Below are 24,719 nucleotides of genomic sequence, written 5' to 3'. Positions count from 1 at the left end.
CAAACACCAGTGATCCTGCTTGATTCAAAAATCAGGAGGGTTTCGTCAAAAGCCAAATACTTCCTGGCGACTCAATCATCCAATTTCAAAACATCTAAAAATGCTTTTTGTGGGATGTCCACACTTCCGATCTGGCGCATCTTTTTCTTTCCTTCTTTCTGTTTTTCGAGTAGTTTTCTCTTTCTGCTGATATCACCTCCATAGCATTTGGCGGTCACATCCTTTCTCAGAGCAGATATGGTCTCCCGGGCTATAATTTTGGCCCCTATAGCAGCTTGTATTGCAATCACAAATTGTTGACGGGGCAACAAATCTTTAAGTTTTTTACACATCTTGCGACCCAAGCCTTCTGCTTTGTCCCTGTGCACCAGGGCAGATAAGGCATCTACATTTTCAGCATTGATCTTGATATCCAATCTTACAAGGTCTGATTCCTTGTAAATACTCGGAGCATAGTCAAAGGAGGCGTAACCTTGGGAGATAGATTTAAGCCGATCATAAAAGTCAAAAACAATCTCGGCCAAGGGTAGTTCAAACTGAAGTTCTACTCTAAAAGGTGTCAGATAATGTTGTTTGATCAGCCTGCCTCGTTTATCCAGGCAAAGAGAAATGATAGATCCAATAAATTCGGGTCTGGTGATAATCTGCGCATCAATATATGGCTCCTCTACCCTGGCGATAAAGCTGGGATCGGGCAGCTCATGCGGATTGTGAATACTTAGTTTGTCTCCTTTGGCGGTGTAGGCAAAATAGGATACGTTGGGTACCGTGGTGATGACCTCCTGTTTAAACTCTCTGGACAATCTTTCTTGCACTATCTCCAGGTGCAACATGCCTAGAAAACCACATCTAAATCCAAAACCTAAAGCTGCAGAAGTCTCCGGCTCAAAGACCAAGGCTGCATCGTTCAATTGAAGTTTTTGAATACTGTCTTTCAAGTCTTCGTAATCATCATTGTCTATAGGATAGATACCGGCAAAAACCATTGGCTTCACTTCTTCAAAGCCATGGATCGGCTCGCCCGGTCTGTCGGCATGAGTTATGGTATCCCCTACCCTCACTTCTTTGCTATCCTTGATACCACTGATGATATAACCCACATTGCCTGCACTGAGCTGAGGCTTTTTGATCTGCTTAATTTGAAGTATGCCTATTTCATCAGCATGATAAGATTTGCCGGTAGAAATAAATCTCACTTTTTCATTCTGCTTGATAGTGCCATTGAAGATCCTGAAGTAGGCTACGATGCCTCTGAACGAATTGAATACTGAATCAAAAATCAACATTTGAAGAGGCGCATTGGGATCACCCTTAGGGGCTGGAATGCGGCTGACGATGGCCTCAAGGATTTCAGGCACACCTTGACCTGTCTTACCACTGGCATGCAAAATATCTTCTTTTTTACATCCCACCAAGTCTATGATCTGGTCACTGACCTCATCAATCATGGCAGCTTCCATATCTATTTTGTTCAAGATGGGGATGATCTCCAGGTCATGATTGATGGCCATGTACAAATTGGAGATCGTTTGAGCCTGAATGCCTTGTGTAGCATCTACTAATAATAAAGCGCCTTCACATGCAGCTATGGATCTGGAGACTTCATATGCAAAGTCAACATGTCCCGGAGTATCGATGAGGTTGAGTGTGTAGATCTCTCCATTGGCATGCGGGTAACTCATCTGAATGGCATGGCTCTTGATGGTAATGCCTTTTTCACGTTCGAGATCCATACTATCCAGAGCCTGCGCTTGCATATCGCGCATGGCTATAGTATTAGTAAGCTCTAACATTCTATCAGACAAGGTGCTCTTACCATGGTCGATATGAGCTATGACACAAAAATTGCGGATATTTTTCATCGAGGGCGCAAATATAGCACTTTTATGGAGCAGATAAAGTTTATCGTTTTGATTAATAAGTCGTTATGAAATTGTTGCCCAGGATAGATTTAATGCCATATATCAAAACTTGAAACTCCAGATGCAAATTCACCTATATTTCCCCTTCAGGTAGTTGGTATAGCTTCATAACCACTATGAATATCTTTATTTAGATCTCATATAAACCCATTAATTATCAATCAAATACAGCTAAATCCACCTTCTGAAGTGATAGTTTTGCCGTTTACAGTTTAACTTTACACCATGAAAATATTAATTTTAGTGATCAGCCTGTTTTTGATGATCCAATGTCAGGCTAATTTAAAGAACGCCAAAGGTCATATGGTCAAAATAGTACTTGATACTGAAGAGCCACTTCCTGATCAGGATACCATATATATTACGGGCAATGTCCCCATCTTTGGTGAATGGCATTCCAAAGGTCTCCCAATGGTCAGAAGAGCCGAGATGCGGTGGGAAAAATCATTTGATGTGCCCGACAGTACACACCTTCAATTTAAATTTACACTTGGCAATATGGACAAAGAAGCGATCTCTAATCGTGGCGTCATTCCGGGCAACAGTGAGTTGATGATCACGGAAGATAAGGAAGTATACTTCGTGCTGGAGGACTGGAAGCATACTTATGTGCCAAGTGCGCTGGATTCAATGGGAAAGTAAAGTTCTATTAATAATGAATACCTCTCTCTTCTGCAAAATCCTGCTTTTTACATTTTTGACTTGTATCATTTTTTGCGGTTGCGAAAGACCCTTATGTTATGATTTGCCCTTAAACAACATGATGTCAGTCAATTATTTGGACCATAATGGAGTCTCGCTGCTTTCCAAAATCGACTTGTCAAGTAAAGCTACATCAAGATCTATTATTCTATGGTGACTCGATGATTGCCTATTTGAACATAAAAAAAGAATTATTTTTCAGTTAATGCTTTACGGATACCGAATAGATACTTTTCAGGGTGCTCAGACTTTAGATTTCCATTGAACGACCAAATTCAAAATAATACTTCACGCACACTGATAGAAATAGCAGGCTATCCCGTAGACACCCTGGACGCATACTTTAATGACGCTCATAAAGATATCCTAAGTGAAAAATATTAGGATAAAAACTATAAACCCTATGAGATGCTCGAAATAATTAAATGAAACCAAACTATCTCAAAAAGACAATTAATATTGATGATGGTCAGGACATCTAACTTAAAATTTTCAAACCAGGATTTTATAAACAGTTTGTCCCAAGAACATGGTATCCATTCTCCTGGGGTTTTCTGTAAAAAGTAACATATTTGAGTAATATAAAATTATATGATAGACCTTATATCTGACACCGTCACCCGTCCCACCTCAGGCATGCTTCAAGCCATGCTATCAGCCACTGTAGGTGACGATGTATTCCGTGAGGACCCTACCATCAATGCCTTAGAGACCAAGGTGGCTGCTATGTTTGGACACGAAGCTGCTTTGTTTTGCCCCTCAGGTACTATGACCAATCAGATCGCTGTCAAGCTACATACCCAGGAGCTAGACGAAGTCATCATGGACGAATCATCTCATGTATATCTATTCGAACTGGGAGGGTATAGTTTTAATTCCAGGGTAGCGATCCATTTGATCCGAGGGGAAAATGGAAAATTTAAAGCAGAGGATGTGCTGGCCGCTATCAAACCGAAGGTTGATTGGATGCCCAATAGCAAGCTGGTCATCATAGAGAACAGTGCCAACCGGGGAGGTGGAAGTTATTACAACCTGGAGGAAATAAAACCTATATCAAAGGCCTGTAAAGACAAGGGACTCAAGCTTCATCTTGATGGTGCCAGAATATTCAATGTACTGGCGGAGACCGGCGAGACACCTTTGCAATACGGAGCCTTGTTCGACACCATATCTATATGTCTATCTAAAGGGTTAGGAGCCCCGGTAGGGTCGTGCCTTATAGGTTCTTTGGAAACCATATCAAGGGCTCGCAAAATCAGGAAAGTGATGGGCGGTGGTATGCGTCAAGCAGGATTTTTGGCAGCGGCAGGAATCTATGCCCTTGACCATCACGTGGACAGGTTGAAAGAAGATAATGACCGCGCACGGGATTTGGGTGAATGTCTCCGGTTGCTTGACTACATCAAAGAGGTCAAACCAGTCATGACCAATATTGTGATCTTCTCAGTAAAAGAACCCCTCACTTCCGATTGGATGTTAAAAGAATTGAATAAAAATAATATTCGGGCTGTGACCATAGGACCTGGAGCTATTCGATTTGTAACTCACCTTGATTTTACTTCAGAAATGTGTCATCAGGTAATTAAAGTTTTGAAAGATCTCGAAAAAAAGGTTTAAATTATCCTACCTATATACATCAATACCACTCCTATGAAAAGAAATTTAAAGCTTATACTCGCCTATATCGTGCTTATAGCTTTTGGCAATCAGGCCAAAAGTCAAACTGATATTACCCTCATCATTAAAGATCTGGCCGGTCAGCAAATCGATAAAATTGAAGCCTTTGATTACAGTCAAATAGAGATGCTCAATCCTAAGATCGCCGATACGATCCAACTAAAGTTTTCTAAAAATACCATTAACTGTTATGTACTACGATTTCACAGCCAAAATAAAATAGCCAATAAACAAATCTGGTTAGATCCTGGCACAGTGACCGTGCATGGCCACCTAAACCGGTTAAATCTAATCATTGATACGGTCATAAATGCTCCCGTTTATTATAAGATCAATGAATTCCAAAATACGTATTCTAAATTACTCAAGAAATCGGATGTGTCAGAAATGAACCAATTTTTATTGACATCCTTTAAAGAGCACGCCGATGACCCATTTTCCATCACCATCGGTATCTATTATTTGATGCTCAATATCAACTCGAAAGAAAATCTGGCAAAATTAAAAACAGAGACTGATCGTCAAGGGAATAAATTCGGTTGGTACATCACTGCTCCTAACTTATATGATCGACTAAACACTGTGCTTACTCTGGACAAACTGGATTTAAAGAATTTTCAATTCACCAGCCTTGAAAACAAAAAGACCAATATTTCACTTAAAGTATCAGATTATACTGTGATCAATTTCTGGTTTGCGGGCAATCGGGCGTCACTTCAACAACACCAGACGATTAAACCAAAATGGGATGCGCTTAAAGCTCAACATATTGATCTACTCGGAGTGTCGATCGATCAAAGTTTTGATCAATGGGCTCAATATCTCAATGCTGCCAATCTACCTTGGCAAAATTTGCTTGAATCTAAAGAGAACCTTTTGTCCGATTATTTAAAAATCGATAACTTTCCTACTTATGTCATCCTGGACAAAAAAGGAAGCCTTGTCGCAACTTACTTTTCTTTTGCAGATGTGTTGAAACATTTTAACATTACACCATAATCCATTTATCAATCCATTATTCAATCTTTTGTTATGCGGATAATTCTATTTTTTATAGCCTTCATTATTTCAATACCTACGAAAGGACAAAAACCTACTGATCGTCGATTAGCTGGGTTAGATACGTTTGTCGCCCGAGTCCTCAAGGAATGGAAAGCTCCTGGTGTCACGATAGCTATTGTAGAAAAAAACAAAGTGGTCTATACAGGCGGATTTGGATACAGAGATCTGGCCCAAAAACTGCCGGTGACCGAAAATACGCTTTTTGCCATTGGCTCATGTACCAAGGCATTTACTGCTTCTTTGATTGGTGGTCTTGTGAAGGAAGGCCTGGTCGACCTGGACAAGCCAATCCGCAACTATCTGCCTGAGCTCAGATTTAATAATGAGTACCTTAATGATCACGTAACCATAAGAGATATGATGACCCATCGAACCGGACTTCCGCGGCATGACTACTCATGGTATGGATCCTCTGCTACCCGACCAGAACTATTAAAGCGTATTGAATTTCAACAACCCACTGCTGAGCTTCGCGAAAAATATCAATACAATAATTTTATGTTTTTAAGCCAGGGCATATTACTGGAAAAGTTAACAGGCAAATCATGGGAAACCAATATCCAGGATAAAATATTTGCTCCTTTGGGTATGAGTCAGACAGTCACTTCAATCTCTGACATGGAAAAGTCACCTGATCATTCCCTTGCCTATACCTTGATCAATGACTCATTTGCATTAAATATTCCATATAAAAACATAGATGCAATGGGCCCTGCAGGTTCTATTAATAGCAATGCTAAAGATATGGCTAAGTGGTTGATCACCTGGATCAATAACGGAAAATACAATGGCAATGAAATCATCCCTTCTGATCACGTGGCTCAAGCCTCCACCATACAGATGGCGGCAGGGGCTCCTGTGTCTTCAGAAAATCCGGATGTACAAAATTTTGGTTATGGGCTAGCATGGACAGTGGGGAGTTACCGGGGACATTACAGGGTTGAGCATGGGGGTGGCATCGATGGGTTTATCTCCAGTACCGGGTTTTTCCCAACAGATAGTATTGGATTTTTCATTTCTTCCAGCACTGGTTATGTTACTTCCGTAGTAAGGAATTGGATTTGTGATCGTATGTTAGGCCTGAATTACCGTGATTGGCAAAAACAACAAAGAGATGCTTTTGTCAAAACCAGATTTGCAGCCTTAATGCAACCAAAACCTTCTGATACCTTAGGTAGGATTATGAATACACATCCTAGCTTAGCCTTATCACAATATGCAGGAAAGTATACTAACAAGGGCTACGGTACAATCGAAATTTCGCTCACCGACAGCATGTTGCAGGCATCGTATAATGGGACAAAATTCGATCTACAACACAAACACTTTAATGTCTTCAGAGGAAAACCCGATGGAGTACAATACCAGGATGCTCAACCTACCGAATTGTTTTTCCAACTCTCTAAAGATGGCAAGATAGATCAACTATCGACTCCATTGCAACCGGGAGTTGATGATATTGAGTTTACAAGGGATATTGAAAACGCTGCGTTAAGTAGGGCAGAACTTGAAAAATATGCAGGAGACTATCAACTTGGGCCACAAAATATACAGTTTGTGATCAGAGATGAAACTAAGCTATTTGCTATTTTACCAGGCCAACCCAACTACGAACTCATTTCAATTGGAAATCATGAGTTCAAACTTAAGATATTAGATGGTTACAAAGTAAGATTCAAATTAGACGATCATGGAATAGCGACAGAAGCCAGCTTCATTCAACCTAATGGAATATTTGTAGCTAAAAGAAAATAACCCAAAGGCTTATTACACATAATTTTTAACTAATACAATGTGTCGGTAATCTAGTAGCTTGTCATCGTCCACAAACAATACTTTACCTCCTGCAGAAATAACATTTTCAATAACATCGTCGACAACATCTTGCATGGGCATAGGGTCAGCGTCCAGATCATGGGTAAATATTTCAGTTTTGTAAGCCTTTAAAACAGCAGCTTTTCGATAATTTTTTTCCACCACCAGAAGTTGACAATTTTTTATTGCACTTTGCTTCCAAACTTCATTGAGTCCTATGGCTAACATTTGGTTATTGTTATATACCTCTAACGATTGGATTAATGTCTTTTCTTCATCCGCCCTAATGTTGTTCAATGAAACCTGAACTAATCCGATCAATTCTGATTGCGCTTTTTCAAAATAATTGCCCGGCAAAAAAGCTTTGACAGCTCTATTATGATGAGATATTTTTTTAAAATGGGCGATCATCTTATCACTTCCTGTGACGATGACATCATAGTCATATGATTGCAGAACCATACCAAGGCCCTTATCCGCATTGTCCAATAATAAATGCATTGCCTTCTCCCGGCGATCATTTTTCTCATAATAAATCGCAACATCATGAAGGGTATTGTCCATAAATGCTTCGATTTTGAGAGGAACATCCACAATCAACTTGGTTAATGAATTATTCGAATAAAGAAAATACCTAATCTCATTGGCGCTGAGAAGCAGTAAAATGGCATTCTTTGTCAGACTTTGGCTGTAAATTAAATCTCTGATCTCAAAACTATCGCCAATCACCAACTTTTCTTCAGGTTCAAAATCGAGGTAATATATTTTTTGAAACTCAGGAGAAACAAAGATGGCAATTCCTAATTTAAATTTCTCAGGCTTAAGGTCTTTCAAAATAATCTCAAACTTGATCATCAGATTGGAAACCAAATCTTCATCATAGCTTTCGGCCAATTTTCGTTCGAGTTCATCTAATTTTATTTTGAGCAATTTTAAAAAAGATTTGTCAGACCTATCAAAAGCTTTTAAAGGCAAAATGAATGAAATACTGGGCAGATATGACTTATGATCTTCAATCTCCTGGAGCTCAGGGTAATATTTGATATTCATGATAAAGAATTTAAATAAGTAATCAATTAAACAAAACTAGTTCTTTCAAGCACTCAGCCCACTGATCAATATCAGGCGAGAAAATGATTTGAGCCAAGCTAATATGCTGAGTCCAAAACTTAAGACCTATAAAGTGATAAAGGCACCTGATAAGAATTACCTATAAATGGTCATAACAATGTTCTATATTGGGAGCACATTGACAAAGGGGCTGTAACCATGATTCCACTATTGAAGCAAAGGCATCACACTTCAAAATATTCTTTTAACACTTCGCTTTCTTTTGTACCAGGCGGCAGACCTTACTTTGACCTAATCGCCAATTTAATAGACACTGCTTCGTTGTCGATTCATGTGCAGTGTTATATATTTGATGAAGACCGAACCGGTACTATGATTGCTGAAAAACTTATAATGGCAGCTAATCGCGGGGTATCTGTATACATCCTGGTAGATGGGTATGCATCTCAAAATCTGAGCAAACTTTTTATCGAAAAAATAAGATCGGCCGGTATTAAATTTAAATTTTTCGAACCCCTTTTAAAAAGTAAATATTTCTATTTTGGCAGAAGGCTGCATCATAAGATCGTAGTCATAGATACTGTAAAAGCCGTCATTGGAGGCCTAAACATTAGCGACAAATACAATGATTTTCCTTCCAAAGCCGGATGGCTGGACTTTGCCTTGTTGGTCGAAGGAGAAGTTGCCAAAGAATTGTGTATTCTATGTTGGAAGACCTGGAACGGCTACCCAATAAATATGGAACTTACACCTTGTGAGTCAGTACCTACTCCCAAAATGGTCTTCAAAGGACCGACCCCTTTAATCCGGATGATTCGGAATGACTGGATCAGAAGAAAAGTCCAGATTTCGGATGTTTATAATCATATGTTTAGAACTGCAAAGAAAGAAATCATCATTTTGAGCAGTTATTTTATACCAGGCAACCTACTTAGAACACTCATATCTAAAGCCATCAACAGAGGAGTAAATGTAAAAGTAGTTTCCGCTGGATATTCGGATGTCAAAATAGCTAAAGATGCCGAAAGATGGCTTTATGATTGGCTCCTCAGAAACAATACCGAATTGTATGAATATCAAAAGAATGTACTTCATGGTAAGCTAGGCATCTGTGATGGTGAATGGTTTACCTTAGGTTCTTATAATATAAATGATCTCAGTGCACATGCAAGCATAGAACTAAATCTAGAAGTAATCGATACTCCACTCACTCAGGAGTTTAGATCCATTATCAACCAAATTATCAAAGAGGACTGCATTCAAATAACTCTGGAAGGCTATAAAAAGACTAAAAACGTATTTAAACAACTTAAACAATGGTTTGCCTTTGAAATATTACGGATGCTATATTACGTATTCACTTTTTATATCCATCAACGAAAATAAGAATTCATCAAAACCAATTCCGAATTGAAATTCAACTGCTTTGTTAATTGCAATAGTAAAAGCACTATCATAAAAATTAAATTATAATCCAAGATAACCTTGCGAGGTGTCCCGAACGACTAGCTTGATGCCTTATTTGCTTAATGTTTGAAAATCCGTACAACCAGATTTTTCGCAACATTCAAATCCCAATACTTGAATCTACCCCTCTGAACGACCAAAGTATTGTCTGCTTTATGATTGAGAAAATAGTGAAATACAAATTTTTGATGAGGGTCTTGCCAGCCAACCATTTGACCAAATCGTAAATCATTGAAGACCAGGGTATCCCCCCAGTTTTCAACTGTATAGTAACCTTTAGAAAACAGTTTAAGCTTATCTACCTCAACATGTTCAGAGGAAAACTTAAGCAAAGAATCATTTTGAGGAAAGTATTCAAAGTCCACATGATTGTCAGAATCAAATATGGAACGAAAGCCCACCTGGTATCCTGAGTCCACCTTTGCAACAATATACCACAACCAACTTTGCAGTGGAGATGGTGTAGTGAAATAATCCTTATAAACTATATTTTGACTCGTCATACTTCGCTTCACTGAATGATCTATGAAAGATTTATTGAGCAAACAATAGCCCAGATAACAAAAACTTAATCCTAAAGTAAGCACAGCAGCACGATAATTTTTTTTGAACGCAAACCTGTTGTAAAGTATATAGATCAAACCTAATGCAGGCCAAATACTAAAAAATGGATCGGCTACATAGATCGCATTAAAACTGATCCTGGTATGATTAAAGGGTTCAAACCAACCAACTCCGTAATTATTGAATGCGTCGATAAAAATATGTGCACCAATCACTAATCCAAAAAAAATCAGCCATCTTTTAAATGAAATATTGTGAGGACGATGCCAGTGATTGGCCAAAGAAGCAAAAAGCAATGAAATCAGTACAACAAACAGAATCGAATGTGTAAAACCTCTGTGTGCCAATAAACTACTTGGGGTGTCAAGCCACAGCGATCCAAGAAAATCAATATCAGGTATACTCTGTGCCAAAGCTCCCCAAAGTAACGACTTGTTTCCTAATTTTTTGCCGGCAAAGACTTCCCCCATGCAGGCGCCGATTGCGAGATGTGTTAGTGAATCCAAAATATATCTATGTTAACAAATTTAATATTTTTTATGCTTTCAATTTTTTAAAAATATAAATCAATCCCTACTGACCAATGTCATCTTTATTTCAGTTTTATATCACGGTTTTAATGAACAATAACCCACAATTTGCTTAATAAACATAATAATTATGTCAATGAATTTTGAACAATACGCTGCAAGAGGTAACGAAATGATAAATCAACTTGCTCAGGAGTTAGATACTCCAAGAGATCAGGCAGCCAGAATCTTAAGATCGACACTACATGCACTTAGAAACAGGCTGTCAATTGAAGAGAATTTTGATCTGTTATCCCAATTACCTATGATGTTAAAAGCAATCTACGTAGATGGGTGGAAACCAGCTGCTAAAATATATCAAAGTCACCATTTAGATGATTTTATAGACGAAATAAGGTCATTTGATCCTCATGCTGCCGCAAGGGATTTAGGAAATAATGAAAGAGCCCAATATATGGTAAAAGGAGTAGTCCGTATATTAGGTCAATACGTAAGCCAGGGTGAGATGAATGATGTAATTGGGGTGTTGCCTGCTGAAATAAAAGATTTTTTTAAATCAACTTTGGAGGAGAATCAATTATTCTAAGGTCAGCTAAAAATCTAATTTTATTTCAATTGCAATGACAAAATCGTTGCCAAATAAAAAAATGAAAAAAATATTAAATAGGAAAATAAATATCGTGACGACATTCATAACTATAAATGACCTTCGTCAGCGCATCTATATGTGATAGCTGCTAATTTTACAATCGAATTATTCACATAAATAAAATCAAAAAATCATGACAACGAAAGCGTTAACAAGATCAAATGATTACTTCCCAGTAATGTTTGATGATTATTTAAAGCCTTGGACCGAATGGTTTACACCAAGTGAAGTATTCAGTCGTTCACATACTATGCCTCCAGCAAATGTAACTGAAACAAAAGATGAGTATGTTGTTTCAGTTGCTGCTCCAGGATTAAAGAAAGATGATTTCAAAGTAGACCTTGATGGAAATATACTAACTATCTCCAGCGAAAAAGAAGAGAAAAAAGAGGAGAAAGAACAAAAATTTACCCGCAAGGAATACAACTACTCTGCTTTTAGTAGAAGTTTTACTTTACCTGAATTAGTGAATAAAGAGAAAATCGCGGCTAAATATGAAAATGGTGTCCTAAAATTGCATATTCCTAAAAAAGAAGAAGCAAAAAAAGCTTTAATCACTAAAATGATTGAGGTTAAGTAATCGTGTCCTAGAGTTCTGCTTCGGCAGAACTCTTTTTTTAGAAAATTATTAATTCAAATAAAAAATGAACAGTACACCTATGGAATCAAATGGTCAAGTTATTTCGATGCCTCGGATTGGAGATCCCGCTCCGGAATTTGTAGCCATCACCACTCAGGGTGAGATAAATTTTCCAGCTGATTATCGCGGAAAATGGGTAATATTATTTAGTCACCCTGCTGACTTTACACCTGTGTGCACATCAGAATTTATGACTTTTGCAAAAATGCAAAATGAATTCAAATCTGTGAACTGTGAACTGGTCGGTTTATCGGTGGATGGTCTCTACAGTCATATAGCCTGGTTGAGAACCATAAAGGACAAAATAGAATATAATGGGATGAAAAACATGGAGGTCACCTTCCCATTAATCGAGGATATCAGTATGAATGTGGCAAAAAATATGGCATGATTCAACCTGGTGAAAGTAGCACAAAAGCTGTAAGAGCAGTATTTTTTATTGACCCCAGAGGCACTATTCGTGCTATGATATATTATCCTCTATCTTTAGGTAGAAACTTCGATGAGATCAAAAGAGCCTTAGTTGCCATGCAGACTGCAGATAAATATTCTATTGCTACTCCTGCAGATTGGAGACCGGGTCAAGATGTGATAGTACCACCAGCAGGCTCATGCGGTGTGGCTAAAGAAAGAATGGAAAGTAAAGACAGCAACATCACATGTCATGATTGGTTCTTCTGTACCAAACCACTCAAGCTCGAAGTGGCATAAATTAACTCTATATGAACATGGTACTTTAATCTCCCTGTGGGGTTGTCTTTATATATTAAATTACCCTAGTCACTAAAATGAAAAAATATTTTTTTTACCATTTAGTATTTTTGGGATTCTTAATTGTCTCCTGTTCAAGTTCTAAGATTGCTTCGTCCTGGCAAAAACCTGGGTTTGAAAACAAAGATTATAAGACCATTTTAGTCATGGCCATCTTAAACCCCGATTCCAAGTGGAGTTTCAGGCAGTCCTTAGAAGATCATATGGCCAATGACTTGAAAGCAAAAAATGTCCATGCCGTATCTTCATCCAGGTTGTATGGCCCACTGTATTTTGACAAACTAAATGCATCTGAGGCCCTTGCAAAAGTGAATACTGAAAAAATAAGCGCTGTACTGACCATCGTATTATTAGACAAAGGCCAGGAAAGTAGTTACGTACCGGGATACCTTCGGAATCCGACTCAAGATGATTATTACATGTGTTGGTGGGACTACTATTCTTCGGTCAAAAGCAGAGTATGTACACCAGGATACTATATTCAGGATACAAAATACTATTGGGAATCAAATATTTATGTCGGACCTTCCAAAGAGCTTATCTATTCGGCAAAATCAGATTCGTTTGATCCAGGCTCTACAGATCAATTAGCACATGAATATGGCCAATTGATAGTAAAAGACATAAAAAAGAAGAAATTACTACATTAATAGACAAGTTTTCAATTTATAAGATGCGCCAGCTTAGATTCATTGAGTATAGTGATCTTACTGCCGGTGATCTCTATTAAATTGTCCGCTTTAAAATCACTTAATGTACGTATAAGCGACTCTGTAGCGGTACCTGCAATACTGGCCAGATTATCTCGGGAGATATCAATCGAAAAATGATCATCTTTAGGTTTCTTATACTTCTTTGCTAAAGATATTAAAGCATCAGCTACCTTCTTCCTTAGACTGTTATAGGCCATGGACAGCAAAAGGTCTTCTTGTTCTGCCACATTTTTGGCCAGTAGTCTTGTAAATTTTTTCAGCAATGGAAGGTCTTTGTTGAGCAAACTTTCAAAATCCTCCTTAGGAATAATCGCGAGCTCCGTATCTTCAATAGCTTCAGCACTATCAGTATAATTACCTCCTTCGAACAGTGCGGTATATCCCAAAAAGTCGCCTTCATTATACAAGCCTACTACTAAATCTTTGGCGTCATCATTAGTTTTAATCACTTTGACTTTACCTTTCAGAATATAATATAGTCTCGAAGGCCTGTTTCCTTCCGAATAAATAATTTGTTTCTTTTTATATTTATTGATGTTTCTGTCAGCCGTAAGCTCTTTTAATACATCCCGATTAGGATTATTAAGTTTTAATATTTGATCCAGCCCATCCAAACCAGGTGCCAATTCATTCTTAAGCATTTCATGTTTGGCCAGTCTCCGCTCCACAGCAGTGAGTAATTCTGTACCACTAAATGGTTTGGTAATATAGTCATCAGCACCAAGATCCATTCCTTTGCGCAAATCTGACCTTTCAGATTTGGCAGACAAAAATATAAATGGGACATGCGCCAGATCAGTCGATTTCTGGATCATGTGCAGGACTCCATATCCATCCAGTACAGGCATCATGATATCACACAATATCAGGTCAGGCTTTATTTCATAAGCTCTAGCTACTCCTTCCTTTCCATCCTTTGCAGAAATAACTTCATAAGATGCCAATTCGAGGATTTCAGCCGTATTCTCTCTTAATTCGTTGTTATCTTCAATCAATAAAATCTTCTTCATAGTAAAAATTTAAAAAATCAATTAATGGACTATTTTATTAGGGAAGGAAACAACAAATTCGCTGCCCTTGTCTACCATACTATGGCATACTATTTCTCCTTTCATTAACTGCACATACTTAGCCACAATGTGAAGTCCCAGGCCCGTACCCTGGATATGAGACGCATTGTTTCCCCTGAAAAACCTCTCATACAAATTCCTTTGATCAGTTTCGCTAATACCGATACCCTGGTCTTGAATATGCAAGAACCATGACTCATCCGTATTAATACTTTTAATCTCTATTGTTGAATTTTCATTTGAAAACTTAATTGCATTGGAAATCAAATTGATCACTATATGTTTTAATAAAGCCGGATCTGTGTTGATTAATTCCGGTCCATGATGCACATAAACTATATTTTGATTCTTTTTTAATATGGGTGATATTTGATTGATCAATCCTTGTAATATATCTACAATGTTAAGCTCAAGGTACTTGACGGCAGTTTTTCCTTCTTCTATTTTACCTACGCTCAAAAAGTCTTCGAGAATATCATTCAGTGTATTCACTGAAGTAAATATCCTTTCAAGGTGTTTTTCTCTTTTGGGTTGATCTTCGGTGGTTACATACTTTTGCAACAAATATGCTGATGAGGTGATCGTACTTAATGGAGTTCGGAACTCATGCGACGCCATAGATACAAATCGCGATTTCAGGGTATTTAATTCCTTCTCTTTATCCAATGATTTTGTAAGTTCTACCCTGGCTGCTTCGGTCTCCTTTACTTGTCTTTGCAGCTTTTTAATAGCATCATCTAAATCTTCAGTACGCGCCAAAACTTTCCGTTCCAATTCCTCGTTCAATTTTACTATAGAATCTTCATTTGATTTGCGGACAGTAATATCGCTTATAAAAGAAATGATATACACATCGCCATTTAGTTTGTATGGCCCTAAAGATATCTCTACTGGAAACTCGCTGCCATCTTTCCTTTTGCCAAATAGATCTTCCCCCAAACCCATCGGCCTGTTTTGGGGATTTATTAAATATTTTTCACGATGGGATTCATGTGCCGTATGGAACCTCCCGGGAATTAAAATGTCAATCCTTTCTCCAAGTAGCTCTGAAGATTCATAGCCAAAAATCTTTCCTGCAAACTGATTAGCCAGCAAAATTTCAAGACGGCTATTAACCATAATGATTCCTATTGAAGCATAGTCAAAGAAAGCTTTAAAGCCTTGTTCTTTTATAACTTTTAATACTTCATTATCGGGCATATACCTTAATTCACAAATCTACAAACCCCAAAATTATGAATTTACTAATGGTTTTGAAATCAAATGGCTACCAATATAACTGATAAAAATAACTCCAATAGAGGAAAGTGGCATGAGAATAGCAGCTATGACCGGTTGTAAAGTACCAGTCACTCCAAAATATATACCAATTGAATTGTAAATTAATGAATATATAAATGATATGTATATCAATCTTTTAGAGTTCTTGCAAGTCTGTAGGAATACCTCAAGTTGGCTCACATGCTTTGTATTCAAAATTACATCACAAGCAGGAGCAAAAGCACTGTAATGATTCACCACAGCAATGCCTACATCACTTTGTTTTAAGGCCCCGGCATCATTTAAGCCATCACCTATCATTAAAACTTTTTCGCCCAGATTCTGCCTGGACTTAACATAATCCAACTTTTGTTGTGGGCTCTGAAAAAAAGAGAATCCCATATTGGACGGGAATACCGTTTTCAGTTCATCTTGTAACCGGTCTGTGTCGCCGCTCAATAAAGACAAGTCGTACTTTTGCAGGCTATTAACCATTTGAACCACCTTAGGCTTGATAGTATTATATACTTCGTATTTAGCTTTAAGTACACCATCTATACTAATAATGACTTCTGACGCAGATATCTGGGTGTGCGTTTGATTTAAAAAGTCAGGACTACCAATCTTGATGTACAGATCATTTACCCAACCCTCGAGTCCCTTTCCGCCGATTTCATTCCATGATAAAATCTCATATTTTATAAATTTCTTTTCAAATTTAATTATGGCATGACTCAGCGGATGCATAGACTGATTGATCAGGCTTAAAGCAGCATTTTTTTCCCATGAATCCCATGAAGCATAAGCAAGAATAACTTCTGCATCATCGGATACAGTTAAAGTCCCGGTTTTATCAAATATAATATGATCAATCTCAGCAAGTCTTTCTATGGCAGAGGTATGTTTTACAAAGAAGCCAGCCATACTTAATTTCTGAGCCATAAATCCCAATGTATAGGTGGAACTGAGTAACAATGCACATGGACATGCTACTATCAATACAGCAGTAAATGAATTTAATGCCAGGCTCCTGTCAATTTGCCACCAATAGGCAAAAGCGAAAAGTGCGATTAGAATGACCCCCACAGTAAAGTAAGCAGCGATTCGATCGGTCCATTTAGATTTATTTTGGCGTTCATTTTTGAAAGAATCATCACTCCATAGTTGCACAAAATCACTTTGTGAAAATGGTTTTGTCACCAATATTTTAATAGCATTGGTGAGGACTTTGCCTCCAGCATAGATAAGTGTATCCAACTTTGCCGTGACCGGTTTTGATTCTCCTGTAATAAAACTATAATCAATCCGGCTATCACCTTCGATTATTTGACCGTCGATTGGTATAACCTCACCTCTACGAACATATAAAACCTCCCCCTTTTTAACATCCTGGATATACTTGGATTGGACAATATCCCCTTGCTCAAGAACATCCACTGAAATAGGAAAAAATGATTCAACCTTTCGATTAAACTGTAGATTGGAATAGGTCTTGTCCTGCAGGTACCTTCCTAAAAGCATAAAAAAAACTATCCCGCTCATGCTATCCAGATAACCAAGGCCGACATCATTCAAAATGTCATATATACTTCTGAAAAAAGTAACCAAAATGGCCAAAGTTACCGCAAGATCTATATTGGCAAACTTTTGCCTTAAAGCGGTGTAAGCACTATAAATAAAAGTTTTACCTGCAATAATAAGCACTGGCACCGACAGCGCAATATTGAGAAATCTAAAAACTCTAATCAGAATGGGGTCACTGACTCTATCCATTCCAAGATATTCAGGAAAACTCAACAACATAATATTGGCAAAACAAAATCCCACTATCCCTAATTGAATTAACTCGGTTTTAGAACTCTTTTCTTTGAATTCCACGCGGTCAAATTCAATTTGTGGTTCATACCCAATAGAGGAAAGTAATTCAGCTACTTGTCTAATGGTAACTGTTTCGGTATTAAAAGTAAAATATATTCGTTTTGTCGTAAAATTTACCGCTGAATGAACAATACCAGGGTTGATTTTAGATAAATGTTCCAATAACCAAATACATGAACTGCAATGAATAGCAGGCAAATAAAAAGATCCTTTTACAATACTGTCATCTTGATAGATAATGAAGTATCTAGCTAATTCAGGCTTATCAAGTGCGGGATATTGGGCGGCCTTGATCAATCTTTTTGTGCCTGGACTTTCTATTGAACAATAATATTGCTCTAAGTCAGAATCATGCAAAATTCTGTAGACACTTTGACAGCCTGTGCAACAAAAGTAAAGGTTCTTTTCAATTACGATATCTTCATCACAACTGCTTCCACAGTGAATGCATTTTACATCTGTGTCAATAGATTCTCTTACTTTGGCACTATACATGTACTAATATTTGAATCTTGATGTATATTATGATTATGAGATCCAGGAAATGCTCTGAATATCAATACTATGGCCAATGCAACAGCAAAAAATCTGGATGTCCATTGAAATTTATAGCGAAGTCTGGGTAAAAAAGCTGACTTAAAAAAAGATACAAAAGCTAAAGCAGGCAAAGTACCTATACCAAAAAACACCATGAACACAAAAGACGCGGATGGAGAACCAATCGAACCAGCAGCAGTCAAGGCAACAAGTATCATCGCACATGGAAGTAGCGCATTAAAAATACCCGCCAAAATAAAATAGTACCATGTCTGCTTGCCAATCACTTTTTGGTAAGCCCTCACAATCAAATCATTGATTTTACCGGGCAACAAATTAACTTTATTTTTAGTAGGCAAAAAAGCAAAAAACAAAATAATAATACCAGATAATATTGAAAGAAGCATCTGACTGCTGGCATATTTAATTCCCCAACCAAAGAGACCAAAAAATAACCCGAACATACCATAAACTCCAGCTTTGGAAATACCATATAAAAAAAATCTAAGTAAGCTTTTTCCGTCCCAAGTATTCCCAAAAGGCAACATCAAAACCAAAGGTCCGCACATACCAATGCAATGTATACTACTGGCAAGACCCAGTAGAAATGCAGCAAAGATCATTGGCCATTCAACTGTCAAGGTCATTAGATTTTAAATTCTTTATAATAGGTCGTCGTCTTATCTTGTAATTGAACTTTTAACAAATAAGAAATCTTGTCAGATGGACGAGGGAATTTATATAACGCCGTTCCATTTGGCTCAATAGCATAGAGGAAATCCTTTTCTTTGTCAGATGGACAATAGAAATACACGAATCCACTTATTAATGCTTGATTGACTTTAGGCAATATCCTCAATTCCAAGCTATTGTCATCAAAAGAAAACTCAACCAAAGAATCAATAGAATCAAAATTAGTTACCGCTTGCTGATGAGCACTATAATTGATCTCACGTTGATAATAGTTCTCAGCAACCAAAGACGAATCTCGCTTTGCAAAATCAATCATAAGAATAAAAATAAATATAATAAATAACAAGCCACCCAACAAGATGAAAGAACCCGCGTTGAAATATTTTCTCATAATGAATTAATTTAATTAAATCCGATAAATGCAATTTTCTTTTTGTAAAGGAGTTTACCATTGCCTGATACACTCAGTCTTATATCCTCCTTTCTAATCTTGATATCTTTTTTTAGACGCTTTATAAAAAACATTTCTTCCGAACTATGTCCTACTTTTATCGTATCCAATTGATTTCCTATAAATAACAGTTCAGCAGAAGGAACATCAATATGAAAATTAATCACCTGTGGTACTGCAGAAGTATTTACGATCTTCATCCGGTACAAATTACTAATGGTTCCATCCTGATTGGTCTGTAAAATTTGTCCCGAAACCCGCATAACAGTAATATCCAAACTTTTCCTTTCTAAAAGCAAAAAACTCATAAGTGCCAATAAAACCAGTAAAAAAAATGAATAGATAGCCATTCGATACGTAAATTTTGGTCTACTACTCTCCTTAATATTATTTTCACTGGTAAATAAAATTAAGTCTTGAGCTCTGCCAGTCTTTTTCATCATTAGATTACAAGCATCAATGCAGGCAGTACAATTCGTACACTCCATCTGGGTTCCGTTTCGAATATCAATCCCTGTTGGGCAAACCTGCACACACAAACCGCAATCTATACAATCACCAGCAGTATCGACGCGGCTACGGCTTTCCCTGGCTCGAGGTTCTCCTCGTAAATAATTATATGCGACTACAATAGAATTTTTATCTAACAATACACTTTGAAGTCTACCATATGGACACACCACTGTACAAACCAGCTCCCGCACATGTGCAAAAACAATATAGAAAACTACTGAAAATAAAAGAATTGCTAAAAAACCCGCTAAGTGATTTTTAACAGGCTCAGAGATTATTTGAAACAATGCGTCAACTCCTATGACATAAGAAAGAAAAATATTGGCAATCAAAAAAGAAACAAGAAAAAAAATGACATGTTTGAGTATCTTCTTCAAAAGTATCTCTGTAGTCCACGCACCTTTATTCACACGCATTTGTTGAGAAGCAGAACCTTCAATAAAATATTCTATTCGCCTGAAGACCATCTCCATAAAAATCGTCTGTGGGCAAACCCATCCACAAAATATACGCCCATAAGCCAATGTAAATACTATAATAAATAAAAGAAAAGTAAGCATGGCCAGTCCAAAAAGGATAAAATCCTGCGGCAAAAAAAGTTTGCCAAATACAATAAACTTTCCGTGGACAAGGTCAAATAAAAATAAAGGATTCCCATTCATTTTTATAAACGGAACAATGACCAATAAGACTAAATAAACATAACTTAAGTATTTCCTATAATTATATAAAGTACCTGATGGTTTGTGAGCATAGATCCATTTTCGTTTGCCCACTTCATCCACAGTAGATACGATATCACGATAGGTTTCTTCTTCGGAGTTTTTCAAATTAGTGCTATATTATATTTTTAATCTTTAACTCCTTTTCTTCAAATTCAAATAAATCTCCTACCTTTTTTGATCTTAAAGCTTGATATATCGGTGAATCGATAGAGATCCCAAGAAGGGTTTGATGTTCCTTTAAATGTAGTTTAGGTATTGCAACGCCAACAAATATCAGTACCAGATCAGTGATTATTAAGGCTCCAGGCCCAATTAAGTCAGTGGCTTGATTACCAAAAGATCTAAGTTTTTCAAGATCAGCTACAGACAAATTTAATAATGATCTATAATGTTGGATCATCTCTGAATTGTAATTTTGATAAGAACTATCTTCTGGATCAATAGATTCATCCTCAGGGAGATCTGACTCAGATTTAAGATCAATCAATGTTTTATTCAACTCAGCTACAAGTTGCTCAAGATGATGAGTCAGCTTTCCTAAAATATAAGACTTGTCTACCATGATCATAAAATTTGAGCAAAACAAAAATGTATTTATTTTAAAGTATCTGTGAGCGTGGTAGTAGAAGGAACTTCTGAATATAATTCTCCCTGAGGATCTTTGGCATTGGGCGGATTACTACCTTGTAAGGATTTGACAAATGAAGCCAATTGAGCTATCTGAAGTGGTGAAAAATCATCTTTCCAGCTTTTCATACCCTTCTCGGGATATCCATATTTTATAGTCGTAAATATATCTTTGATGCCACCCTTGTGTATCCAATATGCATCTGTAAGATTGGGTCCGACTATATTGCCTTCACCCTGCTCTCCATGGCAAGCTACACAATTAGTTTTAAATGTCATGGCACCTTTCATGACATCATCCTGCCCCAATAAAGAAACTGAATTTTCATCCACATTACTGGCACTGAGACTTAGGTAAGATGCTTTTAATATTTCTGCTTCCTGATTTTCCATCTTTAGCTCAACGAGTTGACTTGGCAGAGATTCATTTCCAAACATTCTGTACAAATAAACTAAACCAAACAAAATGGTAAAGTAGAAGGCGTAAGTCCACCATTGAGGTGTTTTATTATCCAGCTCACTGATTCCGTCATAATCATGTTTCAAATCCAATAGCGCTTCATCCTCCAAAGCTACTGTACGGTTTATCCTTTGGAAAAAAGTTGGCGCTTTTCTGTCTGGGGCTTTTTGCACTTTCTTTTGATAACCAAGGGCCATTAAAAGTGAATTGGCCAAAAAAACGATGATGATGAGTTCAAAGAGTATCAACACCAACATAACATATACTTCCAGGGGAATATCTTTGGTAGCTGACATCAATCCTCCAGCTGAACTTTGAGCCGAAAGCAAATTGCTGGAAAAAATCGTCAAGCAGCATAAAATTGAAAAAAGACGCATAGTAATTACTATTTTAATTGTCATTAAATTATTTTATTTAAAATGTAAGTCTAAGGACTGACCATTAAATCAATCTAAAGGAATTTTGGCACGCTCCTCCATGTCAGTTTTATCTGTTTTAAAAATATAGATTGCCATGCCCGTAAATACCCCAATAAATAAAATCAACGATAATAAAGGATACCATTGTACATTTTCTATCGAAGTGAGGTAATTAGAATATTTCATACAAATCGATTTAAATAAATTATTTTTTAATGTCAGTACCTAATCGCTGCAGATAAGCTATCACCGCAATTATTTCTTTTTTGGGATCAGCTTGTATGCCTATATCCGTGAGCCCTTTAGCTATTTTCTGTGCTTGTGCTTGTAAGTCTTGAGTAGCTTCACTGTCATATCCCGCTTCATATGGTACTCCCAAAGTTTGCATAGCACGGATTTTGGCAGGAGTATTGGCTATGTATAGGTCATCCTTTATTAACCAGGGGTAGGATGGCATCAGACTGCCAGGACTAATTTCAATGGGATCACGCATATGATTATAATGCCAGCTATCTGGGTATTTGCCCCCTACTCTATGCAGGTCAGGTCCAGTTCTTTTACTACCCCATTGGAATGGATGATCATACACAAATTCTCCAGCCTTTGAATACTCACCATATCTCATTTCTTCATCCCTGAACGGTCTGACCATTTGTGAGTGGCAGGTATAACATCCTTCTCTTACGTAGATATCTCTACCTTGTAATTCTAATGGGGTATATGGTTTTACAGATTCTATTGTAGGAACGTTCTTTTCGATTAGAAAAGTTGGCACCAATTCAATAATTCCACCAATAGCCACCACAACAAAACTGAAGATCAACAGTTGAACAGGCCTTCTTTCTATTGCAGTATGCCAATGTAATTTGCCTGAAGGCATAGCTTGAGCTGACAAGGGAACTGCCTCCGCTGGTTCATTATCTACAAAGCTTCCCTTTTTTATGGTCTTAGCTAGATTATAAGCAGCGAGAAATCCACCTATCCAATATAAAGTTCCTCCGATAGCCCTAACCAAATACATTGGTACTATATTGGTAACTGTTTCTAAAAATTGATATTGTAGTTGACCACTGTCTGTAAATTTTTTCCACATCAGTGATTGAGCCCATCCAGCCCAATACATTGGAATGGCATACAATAGTATTCCAACAGTACCAATGAGAAAATGGATATTAGCTAACTTTCTGCTGTGCAGTTCAGTATTCCACATTCTCGGTACCAAATAGTATAACATCGCAAATATCATAAACCCATTAAATCCAAGTGCTCCGATATGCACATGTGCTACTGTCCAATCTGTATAATGACTGTATGCATTAACATTTTTAAGAGATAACATTGGTCCTTCTACGGTAGCCATACCATAACATGTAAGTGACACCACCAACATTTTTAATATCGGATCTTCTCTGACCCGATCCCAGGCTCCTCTAAGTGTAAATAGACCATTTAGCATACCTCCCCAACTCGGCAAGATCAACATAATACTAAACACCGTACCCAACGCCTGGGCCCATTCTGGAAGCGCAGTGTATAATAGATGATGAGGACCAGCCCATATATAAATAAAAATCAAAGCCCAAAAATGAATAATACTCCACCTATAAGAATAAATAGGTCTATTGGCGGCTTTTGGCACGATATAATACATCAGACCAAGAAACGGAGTTGTTAGAAAAAAGGCCACTGCATTATGACCATACCACCACTGAACCAAGGCATCCTGCACTCCAGCGTATAAACTATAACTTTTGGTCAATGAAATAGGTAGCTCAAAAGAATTGACAATGTGCAACATCGCAACAGTCACCCATGTGCCTATAAAAAACCAAATTGAAACATACAGATGGCGTTCGCGTCTCTTCAGGATAGTGCCAATCATGTTGATACCAAATATGACCCAAATGATAGCGATCAAAATATCAAGCGGCCACTCAAGCTCGGCGTATTCTTTACCTGCTGTGTAACCCAATGCAAGTGAAACAGCTCCAAGTACAATGATCAACTGCCAGCCCCAAAAATGAATGCGGCTCAGCACATCATTGAACAATCTGGTTTTTAATACCCGCTGCAAAATATAATACGCTCCCCCAAATACTGCATTTCCAACGAATGCAAATATGACAGCATTGGTGTGTATAGGACGCAATCGACCAAAGCTCGTATATGGGATGCCAAAATTTAATACGGGGAATGCTAGCTGAAAAGCAATCAGCACTCCTACCAACATACCGACGATGCCCCAAAATAAAGTAGCCTGACCAAAGTGTTTGACAATCTTGTTGTCATAAAAGAATTTATCCACGTTTAATTATTTTTTATTGGTTTGTTTTAAATCTTCATCCTCAAAAAGGATTCTTTGACCCGGAGAATATACATCATCAAACTGGCCAGTCTGAGTGCTCCATACATACGCCACAAGAAAAAAACAGGCGACGGTAAGACTCCCAAAAAGTAAAATAATGATTACCTCCATCCTTGCTTATAATTAGTTGTCTTCAAA

The 24,719-nt window shown here is 37.5% G+C and carries 22 protein-coding genes and 1 pseudogene; 9 read left to right on the top strand and 14 right to left on the bottom strand.

The features are described 5' to 3' along the window. Positions 1-71 precede the first annotated feature (71 nt). Positions 72-1,862 (bottom strand): elongation factor 4, encoded by a 1,791-nt coding sequence (gene lepA, locus IPJ09_02180; protein MBK7370250.1) that lies wholly within the window; start codon positions 1,860-1,862, stop codon positions 72-74. 285 nt (positions 1,863-2,147) lie between these two features. On the opposite strand from lepA, the gene IPJ09_02175 reads away from it, so the two are divergent. From IPJ09_02175 to IPJ09_02160, 4 genes are all read left to right on the top strand, one after another. Further along, positions 2,148-2,564 carry a hypothetical protein gene (locus tag IPJ09_02175; GenBank protein MBK7370249.1) on the top strand — a complete coding sequence of 139 codons (417 nt, stop codon included), beginning with the start codon at positions 2,148-2,150 and terminating at the stop codon, positions 2,562-2,564. A 651-nt stretch (positions 2,565-3,215) separates the two neighbouring features. Beyond that, positions 3,216-4,241 (top strand): aminotransferase class I/II-fold pyridoxal phosphate-dependent enzyme, encoded by a 1,026-nt coding sequence (locus IPJ09_02170; GenBank protein MBK7370248.1) that lies wholly within the window; start codon positions 3,216-3,218, stop codon positions 4,239-4,241. 33 nt (positions 4,242-4,274) lie between these two features. Then, positions 4,275-5,300 (top strand): hypothetical protein, encoded by a 1,026-nt coding sequence (locus IPJ09_02165; protein MBK7370247.1) that lies wholly within the window; start codon positions 4,275-4,277, stop codon positions 5,298-5,300. A 33-nt stretch (positions 5,301-5,333) separates the two neighbouring features. After that, positions 5,334-7,118 carry a serine hydrolase gene (locus IPJ09_02160; protein MBK7370246.1) on the top strand — a complete coding sequence of 595 codons (1,785 nt, stop codon included), beginning with the start codon at positions 5,334-5,336 and terminating at the stop codon, positions 7,116-7,118. A gap of 12 nt (positions 7,119-7,130) precedes the next feature. Here IPJ09_02160 and IPJ09_02155 read toward each other — a convergent pair whose 3' ends face one another. Further along, complete coding sequence (locus tag IPJ09_02155) at positions 7,131-8,228, bottom strand: hypothetical protein (GenBank protein ID MBK7370245.1); 1,098 nt, start codon at positions 8,226-8,228, stop codon at positions 7,131-7,133. Between the two features lie 219 nt (positions 8,229-8,447). Here IPJ09_02155 and IPJ09_02150 point away from each other — a divergent pair, with 219 nt between their 5' ends. After that, complete coding sequence (locus IPJ09_02150) at positions 8,448-9,635, top strand: phospholipase (protein ID MBK7370244.1); 1,188 nt, start codon at positions 8,448-8,450, stop codon at positions 9,633-9,635. Positions 9,636-9,775: 140 nt separating this feature from the next. Here IPJ09_02150 and IPJ09_02145 read toward each other — a convergent pair whose 3' ends face one another. Then, the gene (locus tag IPJ09_02145; protein ID MBK7370243.1) at positions 9,776-10,786 is read right to left on the bottom strand and encodes a metal-dependent hydrolase; all 1,011 of its coding nucleotides are present in this window, start codon (positions 10,784-10,786) and stop codon (positions 9,776-9,778) included. Positions 10,787-10,946: 160 nt separating this feature from the next. On the opposite strand from IPJ09_02145, the gene IPJ09_02140 reads away from it, so the two are divergent. From IPJ09_02140 to IPJ09_02125, 4 genes and pseudogenes are all read left to right on the top strand, one after another. Beyond that, positions 10,947-11,396, top strand: coding sequence for a DUF2267 domain-containing protein (locus tag IPJ09_02140; GenBank protein ID MBK7370242.1), 450 nt, complete (start codon positions 10,947-10,949; stop codon positions 11,394-11,396). 196 nt (positions 11,397-11,592) lie between these two features. Beyond that, positions 11,593-12,039, top strand: a complete 447-nt coding sequence (locus IPJ09_02135) for an Hsp20/alpha crystallin family protein (GenBank protein MBK7370241.1) — start codon at positions 11,593-11,595, stop codon at positions 12,037-12,039. A 106-nt stretch (positions 12,040-12,145) separates the two neighbouring features. Next, positions 12,146-12,810: pseudogene (locus tag IPJ09_02130) on the top strand (peroxiredoxin). Positions 12,811-12,887: 77 nt separating this feature from the next. Continuing rightward, on the top strand, positions 12,888-13,520 hold the full coding sequence (locus tag IPJ09_02125) for a hypothetical protein (protein ID MBK7370240.1): 633 nt from the start codon (positions 12,888-12,890) through the stop codon (positions 13,518-13,520). Positions 13,521-13,531: 11 nt separating this feature from the next. Here IPJ09_02125 and IPJ09_02120 read toward each other — a convergent pair whose 3' ends face one another. From IPJ09_02120 to ccoS, 11 genes are all read right to left on the bottom strand, one after another. Next, complete coding sequence (locus tag IPJ09_02120) at positions 13,532-14,593, bottom strand: response regulator (GenBank protein ID MBK7370239.1); 1,062 nt, start codon at positions 14,591-14,593, stop codon at positions 13,532-13,534. Positions 14,594-14,614: 21 nt separating this feature from the next. Then, a complete protein-coding gene (locus IPJ09_02115; GenBank protein ID MBK7370238.1) occupies positions 14,615-15,853 on the bottom strand; it encodes a PAS domain S-box protein in 1,239 nt (412 codons plus the stop codon). A 33-nt stretch (positions 15,854-15,886) separates the two neighbouring features. Further along, positions 15,887-18,286, bottom strand: a complete 2,400-nt coding sequence (locus IPJ09_02110) for a heavy metal translocating P-type ATPase metal-binding domain-containing protein (protein ID MBK7370237.1) — start codon at positions 18,284-18,286, stop codon at positions 15,887-15,889. After that, on the bottom strand, positions 18,268-18,951 hold the full coding sequence (locus IPJ09_02105) for a sulfite exporter TauE/SafE family protein (GenBank protein ID MBK7370236.1): 684 nt from the start codon (positions 18,949-18,951) through the stop codon (positions 18,268-18,270). The genes IPJ09_02110 and IPJ09_02105 overlap by 19 nt, the downstream gene beginning before the upstream one ends. A 23-nt stretch (positions 18,952-18,974) precedes the next feature. Next, a complete protein-coding gene (locus IPJ09_02100; protein MBK7370235.1) occupies positions 18,975-19,412 on the bottom strand; it encodes a FixH family protein in 438 nt (145 codons plus the stop codon). A gap of 11 nt (positions 19,413-19,423) precedes the next feature. Beyond that, complete coding sequence (gene ccoG / locus IPJ09_02095) at positions 19,424-20,815, bottom strand: cytochrome c oxidase accessory protein CcoG (protein MBK7370234.1); 1,392 nt, start codon at positions 20,813-20,815, stop codon at positions 19,424-19,426. 7 nt (positions 20,816-20,822) lie between these two features. Next, a complete protein-coding gene (locus IPJ09_02090; GenBank protein ID MBK7370233.1) occupies positions 20,823-21,272 on the bottom strand; it encodes a hypothetical protein in 450 nt (149 codons plus the stop codon). A 32-nt stretch (positions 21,273-21,304) separates the two neighbouring features. After that, positions 21,305-22,147 carry a c-type cytochrome gene (locus tag IPJ09_02085; GenBank protein MBK7370232.1) on the bottom strand — a complete coding sequence of 281 codons (843 nt, stop codon included), beginning with the start codon at positions 22,145-22,147 and terminating at the stop codon, positions 21,305-21,307. Positions 22,148-22,243: 96 nt separating this feature from the next. Continuing rightward, positions 22,244-22,402 (bottom strand): CcoQ/FixQ family Cbb3-type cytochrome c oxidase assembly chaperone, encoded by a 159-nt coding sequence (locus tag IPJ09_02080; protein MBK7370231.1) that lies wholly within the window; start codon positions 22,400-22,402, stop codon positions 22,244-22,246. A 19-nt stretch (positions 22,403-22,421) separates the two neighbouring features. Continuing rightward, a complete protein-coding gene (gene ccoN / locus IPJ09_02075; protein ID MBK7370230.1) occupies positions 22,422-24,521 on the bottom strand; it encodes a cytochrome-c oxidase, cbb3-type subunit I in 2,100 nt (699 codons plus the stop codon). A 6-nt stretch (positions 24,522-24,527) separates the two neighbouring features. Further along, positions 24,528-24,692, bottom strand: coding sequence for a cbb3-type cytochrome oxidase assembly protein CcoS (gene ccoS / locus IPJ09_02070; GenBank protein ID MBK7370229.1), 165 nt, complete (start codon positions 24,690-24,692; stop codon positions 24,528-24,530). Between the last annotated feature and the right edge of the window lie 27 nt (positions 24,693-24,719).

The organism is Saprospiraceae bacterium (assembly GCA_016709995.1).
In the GTDB taxonomy this organism is placed as follows: domain Bacteria; phylum Bacteroidota; class Bacteroidia; order Chitinophagales; family Saprospiraceae; genus JADJLQ01.
This window is presented reverse-complemented; position numbering and strand designations above follow the sequence as displayed.

Coding starts and splice junctions, on each gene's coding strand:
- lepA (MBK7370250.1), bottom strand. CDS start 1,862: ATGAAAAATATCCGCAATTTTTGTGTCATAGCTCATATCGACCATGGT.
- IPJ09_02175 (MBK7370249.1), top strand. CDS start 2,148: ATGAAAATATTAATTTTAGTGATCAGCCTGTTTTTGATGATCCAATGT.
- IPJ09_02170 (MBK7370248.1), top strand. CDS start 3,216: ATGATAGACCTTATATCTGACACCGTCACCCGTCCCACCTCAGGCATG.
- IPJ09_02165 (MBK7370247.1), top strand. CDS start 4,275: ATGAAAAGAAATTTAAAGCTTATACTCGCCTATATCGTGCTTATAGCT.
- IPJ09_02160 (MBK7370246.1), top strand. CDS start 5,334: ATGCGGATAATTCTATTTTTTATAGCCTTCATTATTTCAATACCTACG.
- IPJ09_02155 (MBK7370245.1), bottom strand. CDS start 8,228: ATGAATATCAAATATTACCCTGAGCTCCAGGAGATTGAAGATCATAAG.
- IPJ09_02150 (MBK7370244.1), top strand. CDS start 8,448: ATGATTCCACTATTGAAGCAAAGGCATCACACTTCAAAATATTCTTTT.
- IPJ09_02140 (MBK7370242.1), top strand. CDS start 10,947: ATGAATTTTGAACAATACGCTGCAAGAGGTAACGAAATGATAAATCAA.
- IPJ09_02135 (MBK7370241.1), top strand. CDS start 11,593: ATGACAACGAAAGCGTTAACAAGATCAAATGATTACTTCCCAGTAATG.
- IPJ09_02125 (MBK7370240.1), top strand. CDS start 12,888: ATGAAAAAATATTTTTTTTACCATTTAGTATTTTTGGGATTCTTAATT.
- IPJ09_02120 (MBK7370239.1), bottom strand. CDS start 14,593: ATGAAGAAGATTTTATTGATTGAAGATAACAACGAATTAAGAGAGAAT.
- IPJ09_02115 (MBK7370238.1), bottom strand. CDS start 15,853: ATGCCCGATAATGAAGTATTAAAAGTTATAAAAGAACAAGGCTTTAAA.
- IPJ09_02110 (MBK7370237.1), bottom strand. CDS start 18,286: ATGTATAGTGCCAAAGTAAGAGAATCTATTGACACAGATGTAAAATGC.
- IPJ09_02105 (MBK7370236.1), bottom strand. CDS start 18,951: ATGATCTTTGCTGCATTTCTACTGGGTCTTGCCAGTAGTATACATTGC.
- IPJ09_02100 (MBK7370235.1), bottom strand. CDS start 19,412: ATGAGAAAATATTTCAACGCGGGTTCTTTCATCTTGTTGGGTGGCTTG.
- IPJ09_02090 (MBK7370233.1), bottom strand. CDS start 21,272: ATGGTAGACAAGTCTTATATTTTAGGAAAGCTGACTCATCATCTTGAG.
- IPJ09_02080 (MBK7370231.1), bottom strand. CDS start 22,402: ATGAAATATTCTAATTACCTCACTTCGATAGAAAATGTACAATGGTAT.
- ccoS (MBK7370229.1), bottom strand. CDS start 24,692: ATGGAGGTAATCATTATTTTACTTTTTGGGAGTCTTACCGTCGCCTGT.